This is a genomic window from Streptomyces sp. NPDC033270 (assembly GCF_055576575.1).
In genome coordinates this window covers 46,693-69,437 of the sequence record NZ_JBVIRA010000010.1, presented here as the reverse complement: position 1 = coordinate 69,437, position 22,745 = coordinate 46,693, and the positions used below count along the sequence as shown (strand labels likewise).

Genomic DNA, 22,745 nt, shown 5'->3' with positions numbered 1-22,745 from the left:
GACAGCCCCATGACCAAGGACGCCGCGCCGCCCAACGGCTTCTGGGCGCAGGCCGCCGCCGACCCCGACCGTACGGTCCTGATCGCCCCGGACGGCGAGGAGTGGACCGCGGCCCGGCTGCACGCAGCCGCCAACCGACTCGTCCACGGACTGCGCGCCGCGGGCCTGCAACGCGGCGACGCCTTCGCCGTCGTGCTCCCCAACGGCGTCGAGTTCCTCACCGCCTACCTCGCCGCGTCCCAGGCCGGCCTCTACCTCGTCCCCGTCAACCACCATCTGGTCGGCCCGGAGATCGCCTGGATCGTCGCGGACTCCGGCGCCAAGGTGCTCATCGTCCACGAGCGGTTCGCGGCGGCGGCGCGGCAGGCCGCGGACGAGGCGGGAGTGCCGGCGGCACAGCGCTACGCCGTCGGGACGGTCGACGGATTCCAGCCGTACGGCCGGCTCCTCGACCAACAACCGGACTCCGCGCCCGACGACCGCACCCTGGGCTGGGTGATGAACTACACCTCGGGCACCACCGGACGCCCGCGCGGCATCCGTCGCCCGCTGCCCGGCACCGCGCCCGAGGACGCCTATCTGGGCGGCTTCCTCGGCATCTTCGGCATCAAGCCGTTCGACGGCAACGTCCACCTGGTCTGCTCGCCGCTCTACCACACCGCCGTACTGCAATTCGCCGGCGCCTCACTGCACATAGGCCACCGCATCGTCCTCATGGACAAGTGGACGCCGCAGGGCATGCTGGCCCTGATGGACGAGCACCGCTGCACCCACACCCATATGGTGCCGACCCAGTTCCACCGGCTGCTCGCCCTGCCGGAGAAGATCCGGGCGGCCTACGACGTGAGCGCGATGCGGCACGCCATCCACGGGGCCGCGCCCTGCCCCGACCACGTCAAACGCGCGATGATCGACTGGTGGGGCGGCTGTGTGGAGGAGTACTACGCGGCGAGTGAGGGCGGCGGCGCGTTCGCGACCGCCGAGGACTGGCTCAAGAAGCCGGGGACGGTCGGCAAGGCCTGGCCGATCAGCGAGCTGGCCGTCTTCGACGACGACGGCAACCGGCTGCCGGCCGGTGAACTGGGCACCGTCTACATGAAGATGACCACCGGCGGCTTCAGCTACCACAAGGACGAGGGCAAGACGAGGAAGAACCGGATCGGAGACTTCTTCACCGTCGGAGACCTCGGCTGTCTCGACGAGGACGGCTACCTCTTCCTCCGCGACCGCAAGATCGACATGATCATCTCGGGCGGGGTGAACATCTACCCCGCCGAGATCGAATCCGCCCTGCTCGGCCACCCCGCGGTCGCCGACGCGGCCGCCTTCGGCATTCCGCACGACGACTGGGGCGAGGAGGTCAAGGCCGTCGTGGAACCCGCCGAGGGCCACCGGGCGGGCCCCGAGCTGGCCGCCGACATCCTGGCGTACTGCGAACGGCGGCTCGCCGGCTACAAACGCCCCAAGTCCGTCGACTTCATCACCGCCATGCCGCGCGACCCCAACGGCAAGCTCTACAAACGCCGGCTGCGCGACCCGTACTGGCAGGGACGCGAACGCGCCGTATAGGGCCTGTCCTAGGGCTGACGCGCGGTCGGGTGCCTTGACCGGGGGTGGGGCGCGGCCGAGGATCGCGCCATGATGCGAGCACGGAGCAACACCGTCGATGGAGTCCTGCGGCGCAGCGCCCGCCGCGTGCCCGGGCGGACCGCGGTGCGCTACGGGGAGCGGGCCTGGACCTATCGCGAGCTGGACGACGCGGTGACGGCCGCGGCCCGGGTGCTGCTGGCGGACGGCCTCGGGCCCGGCGACCGGGTCGCGTCCTACGGGCACAACTCCGACGCGTATCTGATCGGCTTTCTTGCCTGCGCCCGCGCCGGACTGGTGCACGTACCGGTCAACCACGGCCTCACCGGCGAGGACCTGCGCTACATCCTGGACCAGTCGGGCAGCGCGCTGGTGCTCACCGACGCCGCCCTCGCGCACCGGCTGCCGGACTCCGTACGCACCCTGCCGCTGTACGGCACCCCCGACGGGCTGCTGGAGCGGCTCGCGGCCGGCGCGGTGCCCGGTGGCGCCGGGGAGCTGCCGGAGGTCGCCGACGACGAACTGGCGCAGCTCCTCTACACCTCGGGGACGACCGCCCTGCCCAAGGGCGCGATGATGACGCACCGTGCGCTGGTGCACGAGTACACCAGCGCCGTCGTCGCCCTCGACCTCAAGGAGACCGACCGGCCGCTGCACTCGCTGCCGCTCTACCACTCCGCGCAGATGCATGTGTTCCTGCTGCCCTATCTGGCGGTGGGCGCCGAGAACACCATCCTGGACGGCCCCGACCCGGACCGGATCTTCGACCTGGTGGAGGCGGGCCGGGCCGACAGCCTCTTCGCGCCGCCGACGGTGTGGATCGCGCTGTCGCAGCACCCCGGCTTCACCACCCGGGAGCTGGGCGGGCTGCGCAAGGCCTACTACGGCGCCTCGATCATGCCGGTGCCGGTTCTGGAGCGGCTGCGCGCCCGCCTGCCCCGGCTCGCCTTCTACAACTGCTTCGGACAGAGCGAGATCGGGCCGCTGGCCACCGTGCTCGGCCCGGACGAGCACGAGGGCCGGCTGGACTCCTGCGGGCGCCCGGTGCTGTTCGTCGAGGCGCGGGTGGTGGACGAGGCGGGCCGGGAGGTGCCGGACGGCACCCGGGGCGAGGTCGTCTACCGGTCCCCGCAGCTGTGCACCGGCTACTGGGACAAGCCGGAGGAGACCGCCGAGGCGTTCCGGGACGGCTGGTTCCGCTCCGGGGACCTCGCCGTCCGGGATGCGGAGGGCTACTTCACGGTGGTCGACCGGGTCAAGGACGTCATCAACTCCGGCGGCGTCCTGGTCGCCTCGCGCCAGGTGGAGGACGTGCTCTACGAGCATCCGCAGGTGGCCGAGGTCGCGGTCATCGGACTGCCGGACGAGCGCTGGATCGAGGCGGTGACGGCGGTGGTGGTCCGGCGTACGGACGGCTCGAACGGCGCGGACGCCGCGGGCGGTGGGGCCCTGGTGGGGGAGCGGGAGCTGATCGAGGCGGCGCGGGCCCGCCTCGCGCCGTTCAAGGCGCCCAAACGGGTGGTGTTCGTGGACGCGCTGCCGCGCAACGCCAGCGGGAAGGTCCTCAAGCGTGAGCTGCGCGAGCGGTTCGGCACGCCCTGAGCCGCGTGCGGAGGGCGGCTGTCAGTGGCCCCTGCCATGCTGAGAAGCGGCGGGAGAACGGCCCCGCAGGCCTCGATCCGTACGACGGAGGAGCACCCATGCTGACCACCAACTACGTCCCGGGCACACCGAACTGGCTCGACCTCGGGGCTCCCGACGTCGATGCCGCCGTCGCCTTCTACTCCGCCGTGTTCGGCTGGAGCTTCGAGTCGGCCGGCCCGGAGGCCGGCGGGTACGGCTTCTTCCAGATCGACGGCAGGACGGTCGCCGCCGCCGGCCCGCTGACGGAGGAGGGCGCCGAGTCGGCCTGGACGGCGTACTTCCACACGCGCGACGCGGACGCCACGGCCAAGGCGGTGGAGCAGGCCGGCGGCTCGGTGCGGGTCGAGCCGGGGGACGTCTTCACGGCGGGCCGGCTGGCGGCCTTCACCGACCCGACGGGTGCCGACTTCGCCGTGTGGCAGCCGCGCGAGACCGGGGGCCTGGAGAGGGTCATGGAGCCCAACACGCTCTGCTGGACCGAGCTGTACACCACCGACGCGGCCGCGGCGAAGGACTTCTACCGCTCGGTCTTCTCCTGGAGCTATCAGGACATGCCGATGGGCGGCGACCTGGTCTACTCGGTCATCTCCTCGCCGGGCGGCGGCAGAACCGACGACCCGGGGCAGGGCGGCCTCATGCAGCTGCCGAAGGAGAATCTGGCGGCCGGTTCGACCTCGGAGTGGCACCCGTACTTCGGCGTGCTCGACTGCGATGAGACCTACGCGGCCGCCGTCGGCCAGGGCGCCACGGTCCTGATCCCGCCCGCCGACGCCCCGGGCGTCGGCCGGCTGGCCATGGTGAAGGACCCCGCCGGGGCCCCGTTCGCCCTGATCAAGGGGGATCCGAACATGACCTGAGCGGCGTCGGCAGACGGCGGCCCGGGTGTGCCGTCCGGGTGTGACGGCGACCGGCGACGCCTCTCAGCGGGGGCCCCGCGGGCGGGCGTCCACGATGCGCTTGATCTTGCCCACCGAGCGCTCCAGCGTCTCCGGATCGACGATCTCGACGGCGACCGAGACCCCGATGCCGTCCTTGACGCCGCGCGCGATCATCCCGACGGCCGCCGTGCGCTCCTCGGAGGTGGCATCGGGGCGGGCCTCGGCGCGTACGGTCAGCTGGTCCAGCCGGCCCTCCCGCGTCAGCTTCAGCTGGAAGTGCGGGGCGACGCCGGGCGTGCGCAGCACGATCTCCTCGACCTGTGCGGGGAAGAGGTTGACCCCCCGCAGAATGATCATGTCGTCGCTGCGCCCGGTGACCTTCTCCATCCGGCGGAAGGCCGCCCGCGCGGTGCCCGGCAGCAGACGCGTCAGATCACGGGTGCGGTAGCGGACGACCGGCATCGCCTCCTTGGTGAGGGAGGTGAAGACCAGCTCCCCGTGCTCACCGTCCGGCAGCACCTCGCCGGTGATCGGGTCGACCACCTCCGGGTAGAAGTGGTCCTCCCAGATGTGCAGTCCGTCCTTGGTCTCCACGCACTCCTGGGCGACACCGGGACCCATGACCTCCGACAGGCCGTAGATGTCCACGGCGTCGATCGCGAACCGCTCCTCGATCTCGCGCCGCATCTCCTGCGTCCAGGGCTCGGCACCGAAGACGCCCACCTTCAGCGAGGTCGTCCGGGGATCGACGCCCTGCCGCTCGAACTCGTCGAGGAGGGTGAGCATGTACGACGGGGTCACCATGATGATCTCGGGGCGGAAGTCCTGGATGATCTGCACCTGCCGGCTGGTCATCCCGCCGGAGGCCGGGACGACCGTGCAGCCGAGCCGCTCCGCGCCGTAGTGGGCGCCCAGACCGCCGGTGAACAGGCCGTATCCATAGGCGATATGGACGGTGTGACCGGGCCGGGCGCCGGCGGCGTACAGCGAACGGGCCACGACATCCGCCCAGTGGGACAGATCGCGCTCGGTGTAGCCGACGACCGTCGGACGGCCGGTGGTGCCGCTGGAGGCGTGGATGCGGCGCACCCTGTCCTTGGGGACGGCGAACATGCCGAAGGGGTACTGGGCGCGCAGATCGTCCTTGACGGTGAACGGGAAGCGGACGAGATCGCCGAGCGAGCGGCAGTCCTTGGGATGTGCCCCGGCGCGGTCGAAGGACTCGCGGTAGAAGGGGACATGGTCGTAGGCGTGCTGCAACGAGGCGCGCAGCCGGGTCAGCTGGAGTTCCCGCAACGCCTCCGGGGAGAGCCGCTCCGCGTCGTCGAAGGTCTCACCGCCCGTCGCCCCGCCCGTGGCTGCTTCCGGCATGTCCGGCATGGAGTGTCACCGCCTCGTCTCCCTACCGATCATTCGGTAGCTGAATGCGGTCCAAGTAATCAGCGCGCGGCGAGCACGTCAAGGGGCCTGGCGCGGGCGGTTCACCGGTGGTCCCGCGGGGGAGTGACGGCTGTCAGGCGCGCAGGTCGGTGAGGTCCGGTCGGCGTGCCGGGGGTGGGGTGGACGAGGCGCGGGGGAGCGGCGCGAGAGCCTGTCGGCAGGCCGTAGGCTCGCGCCGTACGACCTCCCACGAATCCCCCTTGGGAGGACCGGAGTTCGAGAGAGGCCGACCGTGCAGCTGATCACTTCGATGCGCCGTGCGCTGGTCGCCGGCGCCGCCGCGACCGTCCTGTTCACCGCGGCCGGCGGGGCCGTCGCGGCCCCGGCCGCCCCGTCGCCCGCTCCGTCGCCCGCCGCGCACTCCCCGTACCAGCAGCTCCGGCCCCTCGCCGCGCTGTCCGCGGAGCGGCTGGCCACCGGGGACCTGGTGGCCGCGGCGAAGTGGGGCACCGGCGCGCCGATCGACGACCCGGTCCGCGAACGGCAGGTGCTGGACGCGGTGGCGGCGCAGGCCCGGCAGCTCGGCGCCGACCCGGTGGCGACGGAGCGGATCTTCCGGGACCAGATCGAGGCCAGCAAGGTCGTGCAGCGCGGACTGCACCGGCTGTGGGACGCCGACCCGTCCCGGGCGCCGGAGGAGCGCCCCGACCTGGGTGAGGTCCGCAAGGAGATCAACCGCATCAACGGCGAGCTGGTCCGGGCCGTCGCCGCCTCCCCCCACGCCCGCTCCGCGCCGTCCTGCCGCCCGCTGCTGACCGTGAACGCCGCCCAGGTACGCCATGAGCGGCGGCTGGACGCGCTGCACACGGTGGCGCTGGGCCGCGCGCTCCGGTCGGTCTGCACCACGTACGCGGCGCCCGGCAGCTGAACGCCGGGTCCGCGGCGCCTGGTAGCCGAGTACCGCCTGCGCGGCGCCCGGTAGGCGAACGCCGCGTGGTGAACCACGACGAGCCGGGGGGAGGCGACGGCGGACCGGGTGCCGAGGGCGCCGCCTCACGCCTCCCGTTCGCCCGCCGCCACCGCCTTCGCCCAGCGGTAGTCCGCCTTGCCGCTGGGCGACCGCTGGATCCGGTCGGTGAAGACCACGGCACGCGGAATCTTGTAGCCGGCCAGCCGGCCGCGGCAGTGCGCCTGGATGCCCTCCAGGTCCAGCGGACCGGCTCCCTCGCGCAGTTGGACCACGGCCGCGACGCGGTTGCCCCACCGCTCGTCCGGTACGCCCGCCACCAGCGCGTCATACACCTGGGGGTGCGCCTTGAGCGCCTGCTCGACCTCCTCCGGATAGACCTTCTCGCCGCCGGAGTTGATGCACTGCGACCCCCGGCCCAGGACCGTGACGACGCCCTGCTCGTCCACGGTGGCCATGTCGCCCAGCAGCACCCACCGGTCGCCGTGCGCCTCGAAGAAGGTCTCGGCGGTCTTCTGCGGGTCGTTGTAGTAGCCCAGCGGTACGTGTCCGCGCAGCGCGAGCCGGCCCGTCCCGCCGGCCGCCACCGGCGCGCGGGTCTGCGGATCCACCACCGCCGTACGGGAGTTGACGCGCAGCCGGAAGCCCCGCTCGGGGCCCGCGTCGTCGGTGGCCGTGCCGTTGAACCCGGATTCCGAGGAGCCGAAGTTGTTCAGCAGCAGGGCGTGCGGCACCAGCGCGCCGAACTGGGCGCGCACGGTCTCGGAGAGGATCGCGCCGGAGCTGCTGACGCTGAACAGCGAGGAGCAGTCCACGCCCTTCAGCGGCCCGCCGAGCGCGTCGACGAGCGGGCGCAGCATCGCGTCGCCGACCAGCGAGACGCTGGTGACCCGCTCCCGCTCGATGGTCCGCAGCACCTCTTCGGGCACGTACTTGCGGTGGATGACGACCTTCTGGCCGAAGTGGAAGGCGATGAACGCGGTGAGGGTGGAGGTGCCGTGCATCAGCGGGGGAGTGGGGAAGAAGACCAGTCCGGCGCCGCCGGCCGCGACCCGCTCGGCCAGCTCCTGCGGCCGCTTGACCGGCTCACCGGTCGGCGCCCCGCCGCCCATCCCGGAGAAGAAGATGTCCTCGTGGCGCCACATCACGCCCTTGGGCAGGCCGGTGGTGCCGCCGGTGTAGATGACGATCTGGTCGTCGGCGGAGCGCGGTCCGAAGCCGCGGGCGGGTGAACCGGCGGCCTCGGCGTCCGCGAGCGCGACCGGCGCGATCCGGGGCGCGGGCGCGCCGGGGGGCGGGCTGCCGACCCGTACGAGATGCCGCAGCGCCGGGGCGTGCGGGAGGGCGGCGGCGACCCGGCCGGTGAACTCCCCGTCGAAGACCAGCGCCACCAGGTCCGCGTCCCGGTAGAGGTAGGCCAACTCCTCTTCCACGTAGCGGTAGTTGACGTTCACCGGGACGGCGCGGATCTTCAGGCAGGCGTAGACGGCCTGGAGGTACTCGATGCCGTTGTAGAGGTGGAGTCCCACGTGGTGGCCGGGGCCGATGCCGTGGTCGGCGAGGTGGTGGGCCAGACGGTTCGCGGCGCGGTCCAGCTCCGCGTACGTCAGCCGCCGTTCGGCGCCGGTCCCCGGGTGGTCGACGTACACCAGCGCCTCGCGGTCGGGGACGGTGTCGACGATCGACTCGAAGAGGTCGGCAAGGTTGTACTCCATGTCTCCTCCAGACCGGGCGGGCGTCGGCCGGCCGGTCTGCCGACCGGACCCAGTCGGTCATTAGAGCGCCGCCGGAGGGAGCAGGGAAGGGTCGCGACCAACAAATCTGACTACCTGTCAGAAAACTCTTGAACTCGCCGTGCGGCTACTGCAACCTGTTCTACGTCTTGAGACGGGAGGACGGCATGGGTGGTACGGAACATCTGACCGTGGAGCGCGTCGGCGCGACACTGGTGCTCACCCTCAACCGGCCGGAGGCGAAGAACGCACTCTCGCTGCCGATGCTGGTGGGCCTGTACGACGGCTGGATCGCCGCCGACGAGGACGACCAGATCCGCTCCATCGTCCTCACCGGCGCCGGCGGCACCTTCTGCGCCGGAATGGACCTCAAGGCGCTCGCCGGCGGCGGGATGGCCGGCGAGCAGTACCGCGACCGGCTGCGTGCCGACCCCGACCTGCACTGGAAGGCGATGCTGCGCCACCACCGCCCCCGCAAACCGGTGATCGCCGCCGTCGAGGGCCACTGCGTCGCCGGCGGTACGGAGATCCTCCAGGGCACCGACATCCGCGTCGCCGGCGAGAGCGCCACCTTCGGCCTCTTCGAGGTCGCCCGCGGACTGTTCCCCATCGGCGGCTCCACCGTCCGCCTCGCCCGCCAGATCCCCCGCACCCACGCCCTGGAGATGCTGCTCACCGGCCGGCCCTATCCGGCACCCGAGGCGGCACGCATCGGCCTGATCGGCCATGTCGTGCCCGACGGCGGCGCACTGCAGGCGGCCCTGGAGATCGCCGAGCGGATCAACGCCTGCGGCCCCCTCGCCGTCGAGGCCGTCAAGGCGTCCGTCTACGAGACCGCCGAGCTGACCGAGGCCGAGGGACTCCGGGCCGAACTCGCCCGGGGCTGGCCCGTTTTCGACACCGCCGACGCCAAGGAGGGCTCCCGCGCGTTCGCGGAGAAGCGTCCCCCCGTCTACCGGCGCGCCTGAGCCGAAGCGCCCAAGGAGCCCAAGGAGCCCGCATGTCACAGGTCCTCACCGCGCCCCTCGTCGTGGAATTCCCCTTCACCCGCTCGCTCGGCCCGGTCCAGAGCGCCTTCCTCACCGGACTGCGCGAGCGCACCGTCCTCGGCGTCCGGGCCGGCGACGGCCGGGTCGTCGTACCGCCCACCGAATACGACCCGGCCACCGCCGAGGAGATCGACCAGCTGGTCGAGGTCGGCGCGACCGGCACCGTCACCACCTGGGCCTGGAACCCGGCCCCGCGCCGCGGCCAGCCGCTTGGCATCCCCTTCGCCTGGGTCCTGGTCCGGCTCGACGGCGCCGACACCGCGCTGCTGCACGCCCTGGACGCCCCCGGCCCCGACGCCGTACGCACCGGCATGCGGGTGCGGATCCGCTGGGCCGCCGAGCGCACCGGCGCCATCACCGACATCGCCTGCTTCGAGCCGTCCGGCGACCCGGCGGACGGCGCCCGGCCGGCCCCGCACGGCGGGGAGTTCGCCGACCCGGTCACCGGGATCACCGCCCCCGCCCGGCTCGACTACACCTACTCGCCCGGCCGCGCCCAGTCCCGCTACCTCCAGGCGCTCGCCGGCCACCGGACCATCGGCGAGCGCTGCCCGTCCTGCCGCAAGGTCTACGTCCCGCCCCGCGGCGCCTGCCCCACCTGCGGCGTCGCCACCGACACCCAGATCGAGGTCGGCCCCAAAGGCACCGTCACCACCTTCTGCATCGTCAACATCAAGGCCAGGAATCTCGACATCGAGGTGCCGTACGTCTACGCCCACATCGCACTGGACGGGGCCGACCTGGCCCTGCACGCCCGCATCGGGGGAATCCCCTACGACCAGGTCCGCATGGGGCTGCGGGTGGAACCCGTATGGACCGAGGGCGGGCGCTTCCCCGACCACTACCGCCCCACCGGCGAACCCGACGCCGACTACGACAGCTACAAGGAGCTGATCTGATGCGCGATCCGATACGCGAGGTCGCCGTCGTCGCCTTCGGGCAGAGCCGCCACGTCCGCGACAGCGCGGAGACCTCCGAGGTCGAGATGCTGATGCCGGTGCTCCACGACGTACTGGCGCGGACCGGCCTCAAGGCCGGCGACATCGACTTCACCTGCTCGGGCTCCTCCGACTACCTCGCGGGCCGGGCCTTCTCCTTCACGATGGCCCTGGACGGCGTCGGCGCCTGGCCGCCGATCGCCGAATCCCATGTCGAGATGGACGGCGCCTGGGCGCTGTACGAGGCCTGGGTGAAGATCCTCACCGGTGAGGCGGAGACCGCACTGGTCTACGCCTACGGCAAGTCCTCGCCCGGCGACGTCCGCGAGGTCCTCACCCGCCAGCTCGACCCGTACTACGTCGCCCCGCTGTGGCCCGACTCCGTCGCGCTCGCCGCCCTCCAGGCCCAGGCACTGATCGACGCGGAGCTGACCGACGAGCGGGAGCTGGCCGCGATCGCGACCCGCAGCCGCGCCGACGCCGCGTCCCATCCGTCCGCCCAACTGCGCGGCGCCGTGCCCGTCGGCGAGCCGCTCGTCGGCCCGCTGCGCACCGGCGACTGCCCGCCCATCGGCGACGGTGCGGCCGCCGTCGTCCTCGCCGCCGGCGACACCGCCCGCCGGCTGACCGACCGCCCCGCCTGGATCCGCGGGCTCGACCACCGCATCGAGGCCCACAGCCTGGGCGTCCGCGACCTCACCGACTCGCCCTCCACCCGGCTCGCCGCCGAACACGCCGGAGCCTTCGAACGACCCTTCGACACCGCGGAGTTGCACGCCCCCTTCACCTCCCAGGAGGTCGTGCTGCGCCGCGCCCTGAAACTCGACGCGCCCGGCAGCACGGTCCGGATCAACCCGTCAGGCGGCGCGCTCGCCGCCAACCCCGTCATGGCCACCGGCCTGATCCGGCTCGGCGAGGCCGCCGCCCGCATCCAGCGCGGCGAGTCCGACCGGGCGCTTGCCCACGCCACGTCGGGGCCGTGCCTGCAGCAGAACCTGGTCGCCGTCCTGGAGGGGGAACGATGAGCACAGGTGCCACATCCAAGGAGCCGGTGGCCGTCGTCGGCATCGGCCAGACCAAGCACGTCGCCGCCCGCCGGGACGTCTCGATCGCCGGACTCGTCCGCGAGGCCGCCCGCCGGGCCCTGGAGGACGCCGGGTTGAACTGGCCGGACGTCGACGCCGTGGTGATCGGCAAGGCCCCCGACTTCTTCGAGGGCGTCATGATGCCCGAGCTCTACCTCGCCGACGCCCTCGGCGCCGTCGGCAAACCGATGCTGCGGGTGCACACCGCGGGCTCGGTCGGCGGCTCCACCGCCCTGGTCGCCGCCAACCTGGTCGCCGCCCGGGTCCACCGCACCGTCCTCACCCTCGCCTTCGAGAAGCAGTCCGAATCCAACGCCATGTGGGGCCTGTCCCTGCCGATCCCCTTCCAGCAGCCCCTGCTGGCCGGCGCCGGCGGCTTCTTCGCCCCGCACGTCCGCGCCTATATGCGCCGCACCGGCGCCCCCGACACCGTCGGATCCCTCGTCGCCTACAAGGACCGCCGCAACGCCCTGAAGAACCCCTACGCGCACCTCCACGAGCACGACATCACCCTGGAGAAGGTCCAGGCCGCACCGATGCTCTGGGACCCGATCCGCTACTCGGAGACCTGCCCCTCCTCCGACGGGGCCTGCGCGATGATCCTCACCGACCGCGCCGGCGCCGCGCGCTCGCCCCACCCGCCGGCCTGGGTGCACGGCGGGGCGATGCGCAGCGAACCCACCCTCTTCGCCGGCAAGGACTTCGTCTCGCCGCAGGCCGGCAAGGACTGCGCCGCGGACGTCTACCGGCAGGCCGGGATCACCGACCCCCGCCGCGAGATCGACGCGGTCGAGATGTACGTCCCGTTCTCCTGGTACGAACCGATGTGGCTGGAGAACCTGGGCTTCGCCGAGGAGGGCGAGGGCTGGAAACTCACCGAGTCCGGCGTCACCGAACTCGACGGCGACCTCCCGGTCAACCCCTCCGGCGGCGTGCTCTCCACCAACCCCATCGGCGCCTCCGGCATGATCCGCTTCGCCGAGGCCGCCCTCCAGGTGCGCGGCCGGGCCGGCGCGCATCAAGTCGACGGCGCCCGCCGGGCGTTGGGACACGCCTACGGCGGCGGGGCCCAGTTCTTCGCGATGTGGCTGGTCGGCGCGGACTCCCCGGCCGCCTGAGGGACCGGGATCCGCCTCCCCGAGCCCGCGCGCCGGCGCCGGGACACGTCCCCTGTCCGTCCCCGGGCCCAGTGGTTAGGCTGCCCACGGACGACGCATCGCAAGGAAGCGAGGACACGTGGCCAACAGCATCATCGAGCAGCGGCTCGCGGGCGGCCCCCGGCCCGAACTCGACCTGTCACAGGCCGAGTGGCAGTCCACCACCCAGGGTGTGGGCGACGTCCAGGTCGCCTTCGTGGAGGGCTATGTCGCGATGCGCAACCGCCGCAGCCCGGAGATCCCGGCGGTGATCTTCTCCCCGGCCGAGTGGCGCGCCTTCGTCCTGGACGCCCGCGACGGCGAGTTCGACCTCACCTAGGGCCTGTCCGATGGGTCATGGCCGGTGGTCGTCCCGCCCAACTCGCTCCGCCGGGACCGCGGTTCCACGAGGCGGACGACGCCTGCCGGGCCGCTCGTAGGATGGGCGGTATGACGGGTGAGCGTGATCTTGGACTGCTGCTGAGCGGGATGCGTCCGGAGCTGAACGAGGGCCGCTTTGTCTTTACGACCGTGCCCGGCCCGGTCCCCGAGGGGGTGACGCCCCAGGTCACCGTCGCCGAACCCGAAGGGCTCACCCTCGTCGTCCGCCAGGAGGAGGCCGATCGCGCCGGCCTGCCGTACGACTATGTCGCCGGCTGGATCATCCTGCGGGTGCACTCCGCGCTGGACGCCGTCGGACTGACCGCCGCCGTCGCCACCGCGCTCGCCCGGGCCGGGCTCAGCTGCAACGTCGTCGCCGGCTTCCACCACGATCACCTCTTCGTGCCCCACGACGCGGCCGCCGAGGCGCTGCGCCTCCTCGGCGAGCTGTCCGCGCGGGCCTGACCGGCGGCGCGGCGGGCCGCGGCGGCGCCCGCGCGCTTACCTCGACGTCAGCGCGGCGTGTCGGGCCGAGCCACGTACGATGGCGGCATGTCCTTCCTCCGCCGCCGTAGCGCCACGCCCGCCGGTCCAGACTTCGACGTACTCGCCATGGACCCCGGGGACTGGCCGGGCAATCTCGGGGCCGGGCTGCTGCCCGCGCCCGACGGGAGCTGCCAGGGCGTCTTCCTCCGCTACGACCTGTTCGGTGGCCGCGGCCCCGCGATGATCATCGGCAATCTGCCGGAGGGCTCCCCGGCCCGCGAGCTGGAGGGCGACGAGGTGCCCTTCGAGGTGGCGCAGCTGCTCGCGGCGCTCGGCAACGACGAGCCGGTGACGGTCGTCGAGAGCGAGGACACCCCGGTGATGCACGAGGACAACCTGCTGATCGTCAAGCGCATCAAGTGCTCCGAGAGCCGGATCTCGTGTGCCCAGTTCGACCGCAGCGACGGTGTGCTGGTCACCATCGCCAGCTGGGACCGCCCGATCACCGACGACCTCTACGCGCTGCTCAAGCCGCTGCCGGCGGAGCTGTTCCAGCAGGGCTGACCCCAGCGCACACGGGAGCGGACACGCCTCGCGCCCGGTGGACGGCCTGACCCGCGCCGTCCACCGGGCGCGTCGCGCTGAGCGACGTCCTTCCCCCTAGGACCCCGAGCGCTGTACGTCGACATCGGCCGCACGCACATAGCCGACCCGGTGGCCGAGCTGGATCTCGTAGTAGACGTCCTTGCCGCGCACGACCGTGTGCTTGCTGGTGTCGAAGGTCGGCGCGTAGAAGTACTCGCCCGCCATCCGGTCGCCGACCGCGTACTTCTGACCCGCGGTGATCTTGTACGGCAGCGGGGAGACGGCCTGGTACGGCACGCCGGCCGGGTACGCCGCCTTCTCCGGGTACGCACGGCCGTAGACCGGGATCTCCGCCCGGCCGGCCTTCGGCGTGGCGATCAGGCCCTGCGTGTTCACCGCCGTCGGCCCGTCCTGCGGATTGCGGAACCACGCGAGCTGCCCGAGGTACCAGACCGCCGTCCAGTCGCCGGCCCGGCTCGCCACCGCGAACCGCTGGCCCGTCGAGGCGCGGGCACCGATGTCGTTCACGCCGTCCGTGGAGTCGCTGCCGTCCGGGTGCAGCCCGGCGTCCTTGACCAGCGGGGCGTTCTCGTCGGGCGCGATATGCAGCCGGACCGCGGTGGAGCCGTGCGGCGCGCAGGTGTCACCGGGCTTGGCGCAGCCGGTGTAGCGCGGTGTGTTCCTGGCGTAGTCGGGGCGGATGGTGACCAGACCGCCGCGCGGGCCCGCGTTGGGGTGGAAGGGCCGGCCCAGCAGGGTGAAGTAGTGCGCCCAGTCCCAGTACGGGCCGGGGTCGGTGTGCATACCGGGGATCGTGGACGCGGTCGTGCCGGGCACGTTGTCGTGGCCCAGGATGTGCTGCCGGTCGAGCGGGACGTCGTACTTGCGGCTCAGATACTTCACCAGGTGGGCCGAGGCGCGGTACATCGCCTCTGTGTACCAGGCGTCCGGTGAGGCGAGGAAGCCCTCGTGCTCGACTCCGATGGAGTGCGAGTTGATGTACCAGTTGCCCGCGTGCCAGGCGACGTCCTTGGTCGGCACATGCTGGGCGATCAGACCGTCCGAGGAGCGGATCGTGTAGTGCCAGGACACATACTTCGGGTCCTTGATCAGCTTCAGGGTGACGTCCCACGACCCCTCGGTGTCATGGATGACGATGGCGTTGACCTTCTGGTCCTTGGGGCGGTTCGCCAGGTCGTGGTTGCCGTAGTCCTTGTCGCCGAACTCCTCGTACGGCGCCGGGACCGACATGCAGGCGACGCTCCACGGGCACTCCAGCCCGCCGTCGCCACCCGCCGCGGAGGCCTTGACGGCCGGCCTGCCGAGACGTTTCTGCTGAGCGGGGTCGGGGACCAGCCCCGGCGTGGCGGCCAGCGTGACCCGCTGTCCCGCGTCGTTCGTACGCGCCTGGCCCCGGCGCACGACCTGGTACACCTCGTCCGCGAAGGCCCGGCCGCCGCGCGCGCTGTCCTGGCCGCCGTAGGCCGCCACCGCCGCGTACCACCGGGCCGGATCACCGCCCGCCGGCAGCCCCAGCCGGCGTTGCTCGGCGGCCAGCAGCGCCGCACCGCCCAGCACGTTCGCCGCGGGGTCCCTGCGCAGCTTCTCGGGGGACAGGCCGGTCAGCTTCGCCGCGGTCGCCAACGTCCGCAACCGGGCGGGGAGTTTCGCCGGCAGCAGAGCCCGTTGTGTGGTGCTCCTGGGCACCCGCTTCCGGTCGCGCGAGCCGTCACCGCGGGCGTCCTCGTCGCCCTCGCTGAACTCCGGCAGCCGGGACAGAGCCGTACGGGCGTCGGTCAGATGCATCGGGCCGTAGCCACCGGCGACGCTGGGCGCGCCACCGTGACCGTCCCAGCGGGACTCCAGATACGAGACGCCGAGCAGCACACTGCGGGGTACGTGGAAGCGGACGGCGGCGTCGGTGAAGGCCCGCTGCAGCCGGCCGGCCGGGGGCTGCCCGGCGCTGGCGGCCGGTGCTCCCGAGAGCGGCAGCAGCAGGAGCGCCGCCGCGACGGCGGTGGATCTGCGCAGGGCGGGGCGGTGGATTCTCCTTGCGTCTTCCGGGGCGGATCCTCGCAAAACGACCTCCTCGAGCCGGCCCGAGCCGGACGGTGTGACGGTTGGTGCGCAAACGGCCGTGCGGGGTGGGACCCGAGGGTAGATCCCCCGTCGGGCCTATAGCTATACGTCTGCCGACGGACCGTCAATCACCGCGCCGGGCCGGGATTACGCATGTCAGGGCATCTCCCCAGGAGCCTTCCCGGACCGGCCCCGGGCCTGCGAGGCGTCAGTGGAATGGACCAATGAACGGGCACATGGGTGAGCGGCGCGCCCCGTGCCCGGGCGCGCCGCTCACAGTCCCCCTAGTCGGTCAGCGGGTGCCGACCGCCGCCCGTACCGCACGGCGCGCCATCTGGCAGTCGTCGTGCAGCCGGCGCAGGAGCAGCCGCTGCTCCTCGCCCGCCGCGGGCACGCCGGGCTGTCCCGGGCCCGGTGTCCCCGTCGGCGCGGGCTCGCGCATGGTCCGCTGGACCGCGGTCTCATAGCGCCGGATCTCGCGGGTGAGAATCAGCATCAGATTCACCAGGAAGGCGTCCCGCGAGGCCGGGCCCGCGTTCTGGGCGAGCTGGCTGATCTGCCGACGCGCCACCGGGGCGTCGCCGAGGACCGACCACAACGTCGCCAGGTCGTAGCCCGGCAGGTACCAGCCCGCGTTGTCCCAGTCCAGCAGCACCGGACCGGCGGGGGAGAGCAGCACGTTGTTCAGCAGCGCGTCGCCGTGGCAGAACTGGCCCTGGACGTGCGACAGGCCGTGCATCAGCTTCTGCAGATCGCCCAGGTCGCGGTCGGTGAGCAGCCCGAGGTCGTGATAGCGGCCGATGCGGCCCGCGTAGTCCAGCGGGGTGTCGAACAGTCCGGCCGGCGGCCGCCAGAGGTTGATCCGGCAGATCGCGCCGAGCGCGGCCCGCACATCCGCGCGGGGAGGCGCCTCGGACGGGTGCCGTGTCATGGCGGCGACCCGGCCGGGCATCCGCTCCACGATCAGCGTGCAGTTGTCGGGGTCGGCCGCCACCAGCCGCGGCACCCGTACCGGCGGACGATGCCGGACGAATGCGCGGTATGCGCTTATTTCCTGCTGGAACCTTTCCGCCCATGCGGGGGAGTGGTCCAGTAAACACTTGGCGACCGCGGTCATGCGGCCCGTCGTGCCGACGAGGAGGACGGATTTGCCGCTCCGGCGCAGCACCTGGACCGGGTTGAACTCCGGACAGATGCGATGCACGGAGGCGACCGCGGCGCGCAGCTGGGCGCCCTGGGGCCCGGACAAGTCAAGTCTCCCGCTGAGCGGTTGGGTGCCCGTCCCCTGCGTCCGCCGGGTCCGGCCACCGGAGAGACCGGGGACCGCCCCCGCGGATGAGGAGGGGGCGAGATACGGCCCGCTGCCCGCGGGGTGCGGGCGGTACGGCCGGGCGGGGGCGGTCACGGCGGACGATGCTGCATACATGGGTGAAGAAGATCCCTTCGTGCGCCGACGAGTTGCGCGCGCTCCCCGGCCCGGTGGAGGGAACCCGTGAACGGGCCCCGTGCAGGAGGCCGATCCAGGGTCCCTGTGAAGGGCGCGCACCCTGGGGAATGCGGTCCCGCCACCAGGCCGGGGGCGGCACACCTACAGAACAACGGGCTGCGGGTGGCAGACCATCTGGCGCACCCTGGCGAACCCTGGCGAATGGTCGCAGCGCACGTCACCGGCCGTTACTGTCAACTCAGTCGAGGAACCTGGGGGCTTGACGTGGACAGGCAGCCGAACACCCGTCTCGCGGACCTTTTCGGCCTGGCCGGCTGGTCCAAAGGAGAGCTGGCGAGACTCGTCAACCGGCAGGCGGCGGCCATGGGCCATCCGCAGCTGGCGACGGACACCTCGCGGGTTCGGCGCTGGATCGACATGGGGGAGACCCCACGGGATCCGGTGCCCAAGGTCCTGGCTTCCCTGTTCACCGAGCGCCTCGGCCGTGTCGTAACCATCGAGGACCTCGGGTTCGCAAGAACCGGTCGCTCGGGGAAGCGGCAGGCCACGGACGGTCTGCCGTGGGCTCCCGAACGGACCGCTGCGGTCCTCACGGAATTCACGGGAATGGACCTCATGCTCAACCGACGCGGCTTGGTGGGGGCGGGCGCGGCGCTCGCCGCGGGCTCCGCACTCACCGGCGCCATGCACGACTGGCTGCACACCGATCCGGCCCCCGCCGGCGCCCCCCGCCACGACGACCCGTTCGCTTCCGACTCCCTCACCGAACTCGACCAGATCGGCCTCGACCGCTATGAGGCGGCCCCCGTGGGGTCGCAGGAGATCGACGCGCTGGAGCGCTCGGTCGAAGTCTTCCGCGCCTGGGACGCGGCCCGTGGCGGCGGGCTGCAGCGCAAGGCCGTGGTGGGCCAGCTCAACGAAGTGGGCGGCATGCTCGCCTACCGCCACCCCGACCATCTGCAGCGCAGGCTGTGGGGGGTGGCCGCCAATCTGGCGGTGCTGGCCGGCTGGATGTCCCATGACGTCGGCCTGGAGCCCACCGCCCAGAAGTACTTCATCATCGCCGCCCATGCGGCACGCGAGGGCGGCGACCGCCCGCGCGCCGGGGAGGCGCTCTCCCGCGCCGCCCGCCAGATGGTCCATCTGGGCCGTCCCGACGACGCGCTCGATCTGATGAAGCTGGCCAAGTCCGGCTCCGGCGAGGAGACCCTGCCGCGCACCCGCGCCATGCTGCACACCATCGAGGCCTGGGCACAGGCGTCCAAGGGCCATGGCCAGGCGATGCGGCGCACGCTGGGAGAGGCGGAGGAGCTCTTCGTCTCGGACAAGGGCGATGTGCCCCCGCCGTGCTGGATGCAGATGTTCGACGAGGCGGATCTGCACGGCATGCAGGCGCTGGCCTTCCGCACTCTCGCCGATCACGACCCCTCGGCCGCCAGGATCGCTCAGCATCACGCCAAACAGGCACTGGAGCTGCGCGAGGGCGGCCGCCAGCGCTCGCAGATCTTCGACTACATCTCGATGGCGTCGGCCTGCTTCATCGGCGACGACCCCGAACAGGCCGACCGCTACGCCAGATTGGCGTTGGTGTCCATCGGAGAGAACTCCTCCCACCGCACCTGGGACCGGCTCCGCGAAATGTTCCGGCTGACCGGACAGTACGCGAACTACGCCAAGATCCAGGATCTGCGCGAGGAGATCCAGCAGGTCCTGCCGAAGGCGAAGCCCAAGGCCAAGGGGTCGGGCCTGGGGCCCGGGGTCGGTTCCGGAGTCGGACTGGGCCAGAACTTCTCGGTCTGAATCCGCTGCGTTCCGGCCTTCGTACAGCACGAGATGACAGAAACGGCAGAGGTGGCGGAGCGTCACGCGCACCTGCGCGTGACGACGCGTCACACCCGGCAGAGATGCCGTTTCACCTGAGAGCCGACCAACCCCCGCCCCACGCCTCAGGGCGGCCGGCTTCGCTTCCGCCGGTCCGCCCCTCAGCTGCCGCGCTGTGTGTCAGCCGCCGACCCTGGCGATCAGCACGCAGGCGTCGTCCTCGCGCTCGGTGCTGCCGAACTCCTCGACGACGACGCGGACGCTGTCCTGCGCGTTACGGGCCGCGGCGAACCGCGGTGCCAGGGCGAGGAGCCGCTCGGCACCCTCATGGGCGGCCTCCGCGCCATGCGTACGGCGTGGCGCGAGACCGTCGGTGTGCAGCACGAGCAGGTCGCCGGGCTCCAGTTGCTCGGTGCGCTGGGTGTACGCCGCCCCCGAGGTCGCCCCGAGCAGTACGCCCTCCGGTGGGTCCAGCGCGCGCCCCGTGCCGCCGCGGAAGAGCAGCGGTGCGGGGTGGCCCGCCTGGGCCCACTCCAGCGTGCGCGTCTCGGGGTCGAACCGGCCGCACACCGCGCTGCCGAGCGCCGGCTGGGCGGCGGTGTCCAGCAGTTGGTTCAAAAAGCCCATCAGCGGCCCCGGCCGCTGTCCCGAGACCGCCATACCGCGCAGCGCGCCCAGCACCATCGCCATGCCCGAAGTGGCCGTGGCGCCATGGCCGGTGAGGTCGCCGACGCTCAACAGCGTGGCGCCGTCCGGGAGTTGCAGGGCGTCGTACCAGTCGCCGCCGATCAGGGCGCTGGTGCCGGACGGCAGATAGCGCCCGGCGAGATCGAGGGCGACCGGGCCGCCCTGCGGGAACCGCAGGGAGCCGCGCCACGGCGGTAGCACGGCTTCCTGCAGCTCGACCGCAAGCCGGTGCTCGGTCTGCGCGATATGCCGCTCGCGGTGCAGCGAGTCACGGGTCTCGCGTACCGCCTGCTGGCTGCGGCGCAGCTCGCTGACGTCCCGCAGCACGGCCCACATGCAGGCGGTGCTGCCATCGGCGTCGAGCACCGGCTCGCCCACCATGTGCACCGTGCGCAGACTCGCGTCCGGCCGCACGATGCGGAACTCGCCGTCGATCGGCCGGCCGTCCACCAGGCAGTCGGTGACCATCGTGGCCAGCCCCTCCTGGTCCTCGGCGTATACCAGGGACGGCAGCTCGTCGAGGGTCAGCGGGCCCTCGGAGGGGGCTCGGCCGAACATCGCGAACAGCTCGTCGGACCAGCTGACCTCGTCCGTGAGCAGATTCCACTCGGCGCTGCCCACGCGGCGCAGCAGCGCGCCGCGCTCATGGGGCGCGGGCTCCGGCGGGGCCGCCGGCAGCTCGACCTCGGCCGCCTGCTCGTCGTCACTCTCAGTGGGCAGGCCCTCTCTCAGCTGGTCGAGGTGGCCACCGAGGTCGTCGAGGTGGTGCACGGCGAGGTCGCACAGCGCCCGCTGCCAGCGAAGCTGCGGGTCGGCGGCGAGGTCGGTGTCCACCGTGGACTCCCGGCGCACCGCGTCGAGGCCGCCGCGCAGACGGCGCGCCTGCGTGATGAGTGCCTCGACCGTGTCGCGCTCGGGGGGCCGGTCGGCTGGATGGTCCGCGAAGAGAGGGGACGGCATGACGTACTCCGTGATCAGGCGGCGCCGGGCTAAAGGGCCGGTAACGACTGTTGCACAGGCAGCGACCGTCCGTAAGGGATTTGGCACTACCCGATACGGTGGTGCACCTGGCATATGCCAGCGGCCTCCCTGGGGCAACCTCGGGGCGAATCGGCGGAATGGCAGCTTCCAGGCTAGGCTTCGGCCGCCGTACCGCAGGTGTTCTCGCCGATTCCACGGGGTTGACGAGGGATGCCGTGCATACGGTCCGCGGTCACCGGCAAGAATGCCGGTCAGCGGAAATCCCGTTGCCAGCCTGTCCCCCGCACCGGATGCTGACCTCATGTTCGATCCAGACATAGCGCCCAGTGGCACCCTGCTCGGCCTCCTGCAGCGAGGCCGCGGCGACGGGACCCTGCATGCCCTCGCGGCGCCGCGGGCCGAGGCGCTCGCGGCACTCAACGACTGCGTGCTGCGCGACCCCCGGCGCGACTGGCAGGTCGAGAACCGCTCTCTGTACTACGCGCGCCTCTACATGCAGCTCGACGGTGGGCTGGAGGAGATCGAACGCCACCTCTTCCACCCCGACGACCTCCTCGACACGGGCGAGGAGCGCACCGGACTCGCCCTCGCCGTCCTCGGCCACCTCGCCGCGTACGGCAGGGACGCCGCCCGACTGCTGCTGCGCAGCTACGCCGCGGCCGGCAGCAACTGGCGCTGGGCCCTGGACGAGCTCGCGCTGCGTGACGACGACGCCGGGCTGATGACCCTCGCCCCCGCCGTGCTCGCACGCTTCCCCGAGACCGAGCAGGGTGCGGCCGAGCTGGCCGCGGCCGTCCGCGACGCCTTCGAGCCCCGGCCGTGGCGCCTGTGGGCCGAGGACCCCCGCTACGGCGCCCGACTGGCGGCCGCCGGGGAGCAGGGCTCCTTCGACCGCTGGCAGCGGCAGCTGCGGCCCCGCGGGCCGCGCCCCGGCTGGAGCGTGACCGAGGTCCTGGCGTGGGCCCAGCAGGGACTGGACCTGGAACCCGCGGAGCACCGCCACCTCGCCGCCGCCCGCTGCCTGTCCGCGGTCGTCGGACCGGAGGACCGCCCCGAGCTGCTGCGCGCCGCGCGCAGCGGACCGGACGCGGCGCGCGCCGCCGTGCTCCACCACCTCGCCGAACGCGGCGATCCCGACGTCCTCGACCTGATCGAGTCCGCGGTCACCTGCCCCTTCTCCAGTGAGCAGCTGATCTCGGCCGCGCAGACCTCCTTCGAACGGATGCGCAGTGTCGCCGCCGTCGAGCGGGCCCGCCTCTGGGCGCCGCGCGCCGACCGGCTGGGCGCGTCGGCCGCCGCGATGCTCGCCCGCCGCGGCGCACAGCGCGACGCCGAGCTGGTGCTGGCCGCGCTGCGCCGGACCGTCCGGGAGGAGGGCCCGGACGCCGGCGGCCTGTGGGAGCTGGTCGACGGCACCGGCCGCCTCGGCGTCGTCTGCGCCGCCCCCGTCCTGCGGCACGTCTACCGCGAGACCTCCTCCTCCCACCTCCGCGGCCGGGCCGCCGCTGCGCTCGCCGCCACCGACCCGGGCTTCGCGGCCGGCTTCGCCGTCGAGTGCCTGTGGGACTGCGAGGAGACCACCCGGGAACTGGCCGCCCGACACGCGGCCACGGGCGACGACCGGGTCGTCGAGCAGCTCCGCCGCCTAGCCGCCGACCCGGCGGAGGAGGCCGAGGTCCAGACGGCCGTCCGCAGCCGAATCGGACCGGAGTCCTAGGCTCTTCCCACGTTGTCGGCTTTCCCGCCGTGGGGGTTTCGCTTTTTTCGCCTGCGGCGGGCTGGTGCCGCTGCGCGGGGCGTTTTCGGCAACGGGTGCGCCCCTCCGGACTCCGTCCTGCGGTCCGCCCCCTCCCGTAGTGGGGGGAGAGAAGACCGGTGGGG

18 protein-coding genes are annotated in these 22,745 nt (G+C 72.5%); 13 read left to right on the top strand and 5 right to left on the bottom strand.

What is annotated here, in order from left to right:
• Nucleotides 1–9 precede the first annotated feature (9 nt).
• The 3 genes from ACZ5XZ_RS16315 to ACZ5XZ_RS16305 all read left to right on the top strand — a co-directional run bounded on the left by ACZ5XZ_RS16315 (nucleotide 10) and on the right by ACZ5XZ_RS16305 (nucleotide 4,088).
• A complete protein-coding gene (locus tag ACZ5XZ_RS16315; RefSeq protein ID WP_468978328.1) occupies nucleotides 10–1,569 on the top strand; it encodes an acyl-CoA synthetase in 1,560 nt (519 codons plus the stop codon).
• Nucleotides 1,570–1,638: 69 nt separating this feature from the next.
• Nucleotides 1,639–3,189 carry an acyl-CoA synthetase gene (locus tag ACZ5XZ_RS16310; RefSeq protein ID WP_468978327.1) on the top strand — a complete coding sequence of 517 codons (1,551 nt, stop codon included), beginning with the start codon at nucleotides 1,639–1,641 and terminating at the stop codon, nucleotides 3,187–3,189.
• Between the two features lie 98 nt (nucleotides 3,190–3,287).
• Nucleotides 3,288–4,088 carry a VOC family protein gene (locus tag ACZ5XZ_RS16305; protein ID WP_468978325.1) on the top strand — a complete coding sequence of 267 codons (801 nt, stop codon included), beginning with the start codon at nucleotides 3,288–3,290 and terminating at the stop codon, nucleotides 4,086–4,088.
• A 63-nt stretch (nucleotides 4,089–4,151) separates the two neighbouring features.
• Here ACZ5XZ_RS16305 and paaK read toward each other — a convergent pair whose 3' ends face one another.
• Nucleotides 4,152–5,480, bottom strand: coding sequence for a phenylacetate--CoA ligase PaaK (gene paaK / locus ACZ5XZ_RS16300; protein ID WP_468978323.1), 1,329 nt, complete (start codon nucleotides 5,478–5,480; stop codon nucleotides 4,152–4,154).
• A gap of 301 nt (nucleotides 5,481–5,781) precedes the next feature.
• On the opposite strand from paaK, the gene ACZ5XZ_RS16295 reads away from it, so the two are divergent.
• A complete protein-coding gene (locus tag ACZ5XZ_RS16295; RefSeq protein WP_468978321.1) occupies nucleotides 5,782–6,417 on the top strand; it encodes a chorismate mutase in 636 nt (211 codons plus the stop codon).
• 125 nt (nucleotides 6,418–6,542) lie between these two features.
• Here the strand turns inward: ACZ5XZ_RS16295 and ACZ5XZ_RS16290 are convergent, their stop codons facing one another.
• Nucleotides 6,543–8,171, bottom strand: a complete 1,629-nt coding sequence (locus tag ACZ5XZ_RS16290; protein ID WP_468978318.1) for an acyl-CoA synthetase — start codon at nucleotides 8,169–8,171, stop codon at nucleotides 6,543–6,545.
• A 185-nt stretch (nucleotides 8,172–8,356) separates the two neighbouring features.
• On the opposite strand from ACZ5XZ_RS16290, the gene ACZ5XZ_RS16285 reads away from it, so the two are divergent.
• The 7 genes from ACZ5XZ_RS16285 (at nucleotide 8,357) to ACZ5XZ_RS16255 (ending at nucleotide 13,828) form a co-directional block, all read left to right on the top strand.
• Complete coding sequence (locus ACZ5XZ_RS16285) at nucleotides 8,357–9,157, top strand: crotonase/enoyl-CoA hydratase family protein (protein WP_468978316.1); 801 nt, start codon at nucleotides 8,357–8,359, stop codon at nucleotides 9,155–9,157.
• 32 nt (nucleotides 9,158–9,189) lie between these two features.
• Entirely contained in the window at nucleotides 9,190–10,137 is a 948-nt protein-coding gene (locus ACZ5XZ_RS16280; protein WP_468978314.1) for a Zn-ribbon domain-containing OB-fold protein, read from the top strand.
• Complete coding sequence (locus tag ACZ5XZ_RS16275; protein WP_468978312.1) at nucleotides 10,137–11,201, top strand: thiolase domain-containing protein; 1,065 nt, start codon at nucleotides 10,137–10,139, stop codon at nucleotides 11,199–11,201. The genes ACZ5XZ_RS16280 and ACZ5XZ_RS16275 overlap by 1 nt, the downstream gene beginning before the upstream one ends.
• On the top strand, nucleotides 11,198–12,379 hold the full coding sequence (locus ACZ5XZ_RS16270) for a thiolase domain-containing protein (RefSeq protein ID WP_468978310.1): 1,182 nt from the start codon (nucleotides 11,198–11,200) through the stop codon (nucleotides 12,377–12,379). The genes ACZ5XZ_RS16275 and ACZ5XZ_RS16270 overlap by 4 nt, the downstream gene beginning before the upstream one ends.
• 118 nt (nucleotides 12,380–12,497) lie before the next feature.
• Nucleotides 12,498–12,737: a DUF397 domain-containing protein gene (locus tag ACZ5XZ_RS16265; RefSeq protein WP_468978308.1), complete on the top strand. Its 240-nt coding sequence runs from the start codon at nucleotides 12,498–12,500 to the stop codon at nucleotides 12,735–12,737.
• Nucleotides 12,738–12,847: 110 nt separating this feature from the next.
• Entirely contained in the window at nucleotides 12,848–13,243 is a 396-nt protein-coding gene (locus tag ACZ5XZ_RS16260) for an ACT domain-containing protein (RefSeq protein ID WP_468978306.1), read from the top strand.
• Nucleotides 13,244–13,330: 87 nt separating this feature from the next.
• Nucleotides 13,331–13,828 (top strand): hypothetical protein, encoded by a 498-nt coding sequence (locus ACZ5XZ_RS16255; RefSeq protein WP_468978304.1) that lies wholly within the window; start codon nucleotides 13,331–13,333, stop codon nucleotides 13,826–13,828.
• A 96-nt stretch (nucleotides 13,829–13,924) separates the two neighbouring features.
• On the opposite strand, the gene ACZ5XZ_RS16250 is transcribed toward ACZ5XZ_RS16255, so the two are convergent.
• Together ACZ5XZ_RS16250 and ACZ5XZ_RS16245 are read right to left on the bottom strand one after the other, a co-directional pair.
• Nucleotides 13,925–15,928 (bottom strand): N-acetylmuramoyl-L-alanine amidase, encoded by a 2,004-nt coding sequence (locus tag ACZ5XZ_RS16250; protein ID WP_468978303.1) that lies wholly within the window; start codon nucleotides 15,926–15,928, stop codon nucleotides 13,925–13,927.
• Between the two features lie 292 nt (nucleotides 15,929–16,220).
• A complete protein-coding gene (locus ACZ5XZ_RS16245) occupies nucleotides 16,221–17,354 on the bottom strand; it encodes an aminoglycoside phosphotransferase family protein (RefSeq protein ID WP_468978300.1) in 1,134 nt (377 codons plus the stop codon).
• Nucleotides 17,355–17,639: 285 nt separating this feature from the next.
• Between ACZ5XZ_RS16245 and ACZ5XZ_RS16240 the strand changes: the two genes are divergently transcribed.
• On the top strand, nucleotides 17,640–19,175 hold the full coding sequence (locus ACZ5XZ_RS16240) for a DNA-binding protein NsdB (protein ID WP_384436402.1): 1,536 nt from the start codon (nucleotides 17,640–17,642) through the stop codon (nucleotides 19,173–19,175).
• 201 nt (nucleotides 19,176–19,376) lie between these two features.
• Here the strand turns inward: ACZ5XZ_RS16240 and ACZ5XZ_RS16235 are convergent, their stop codons facing one another.
• Nucleotides 19,377–20,843 (bottom strand): PP2C family protein-serine/threonine phosphatase, encoded by a 1,467-nt coding sequence (locus ACZ5XZ_RS16235; RefSeq protein WP_468978298.1) that lies wholly within the window; start codon nucleotides 20,841–20,843, stop codon nucleotides 19,377–19,379.
• Nucleotides 20,844–21,165: 322 nt separating this feature from the next.
• On the opposite strand from ACZ5XZ_RS16235, the gene ACZ5XZ_RS16230 reads away from it, so the two are divergent.
• Nucleotides 21,166–22,581 carry a HEAT repeat domain-containing protein gene (locus ACZ5XZ_RS16230; RefSeq protein WP_468978297.1) on the top strand — a complete coding sequence of 472 codons (1,416 nt, stop codon included), beginning with the start codon at nucleotides 21,166–21,168 and terminating at the stop codon, nucleotides 22,579–22,581.
• Nucleotides 22,582–22,745: the final 164 nt, after the last annotated feature.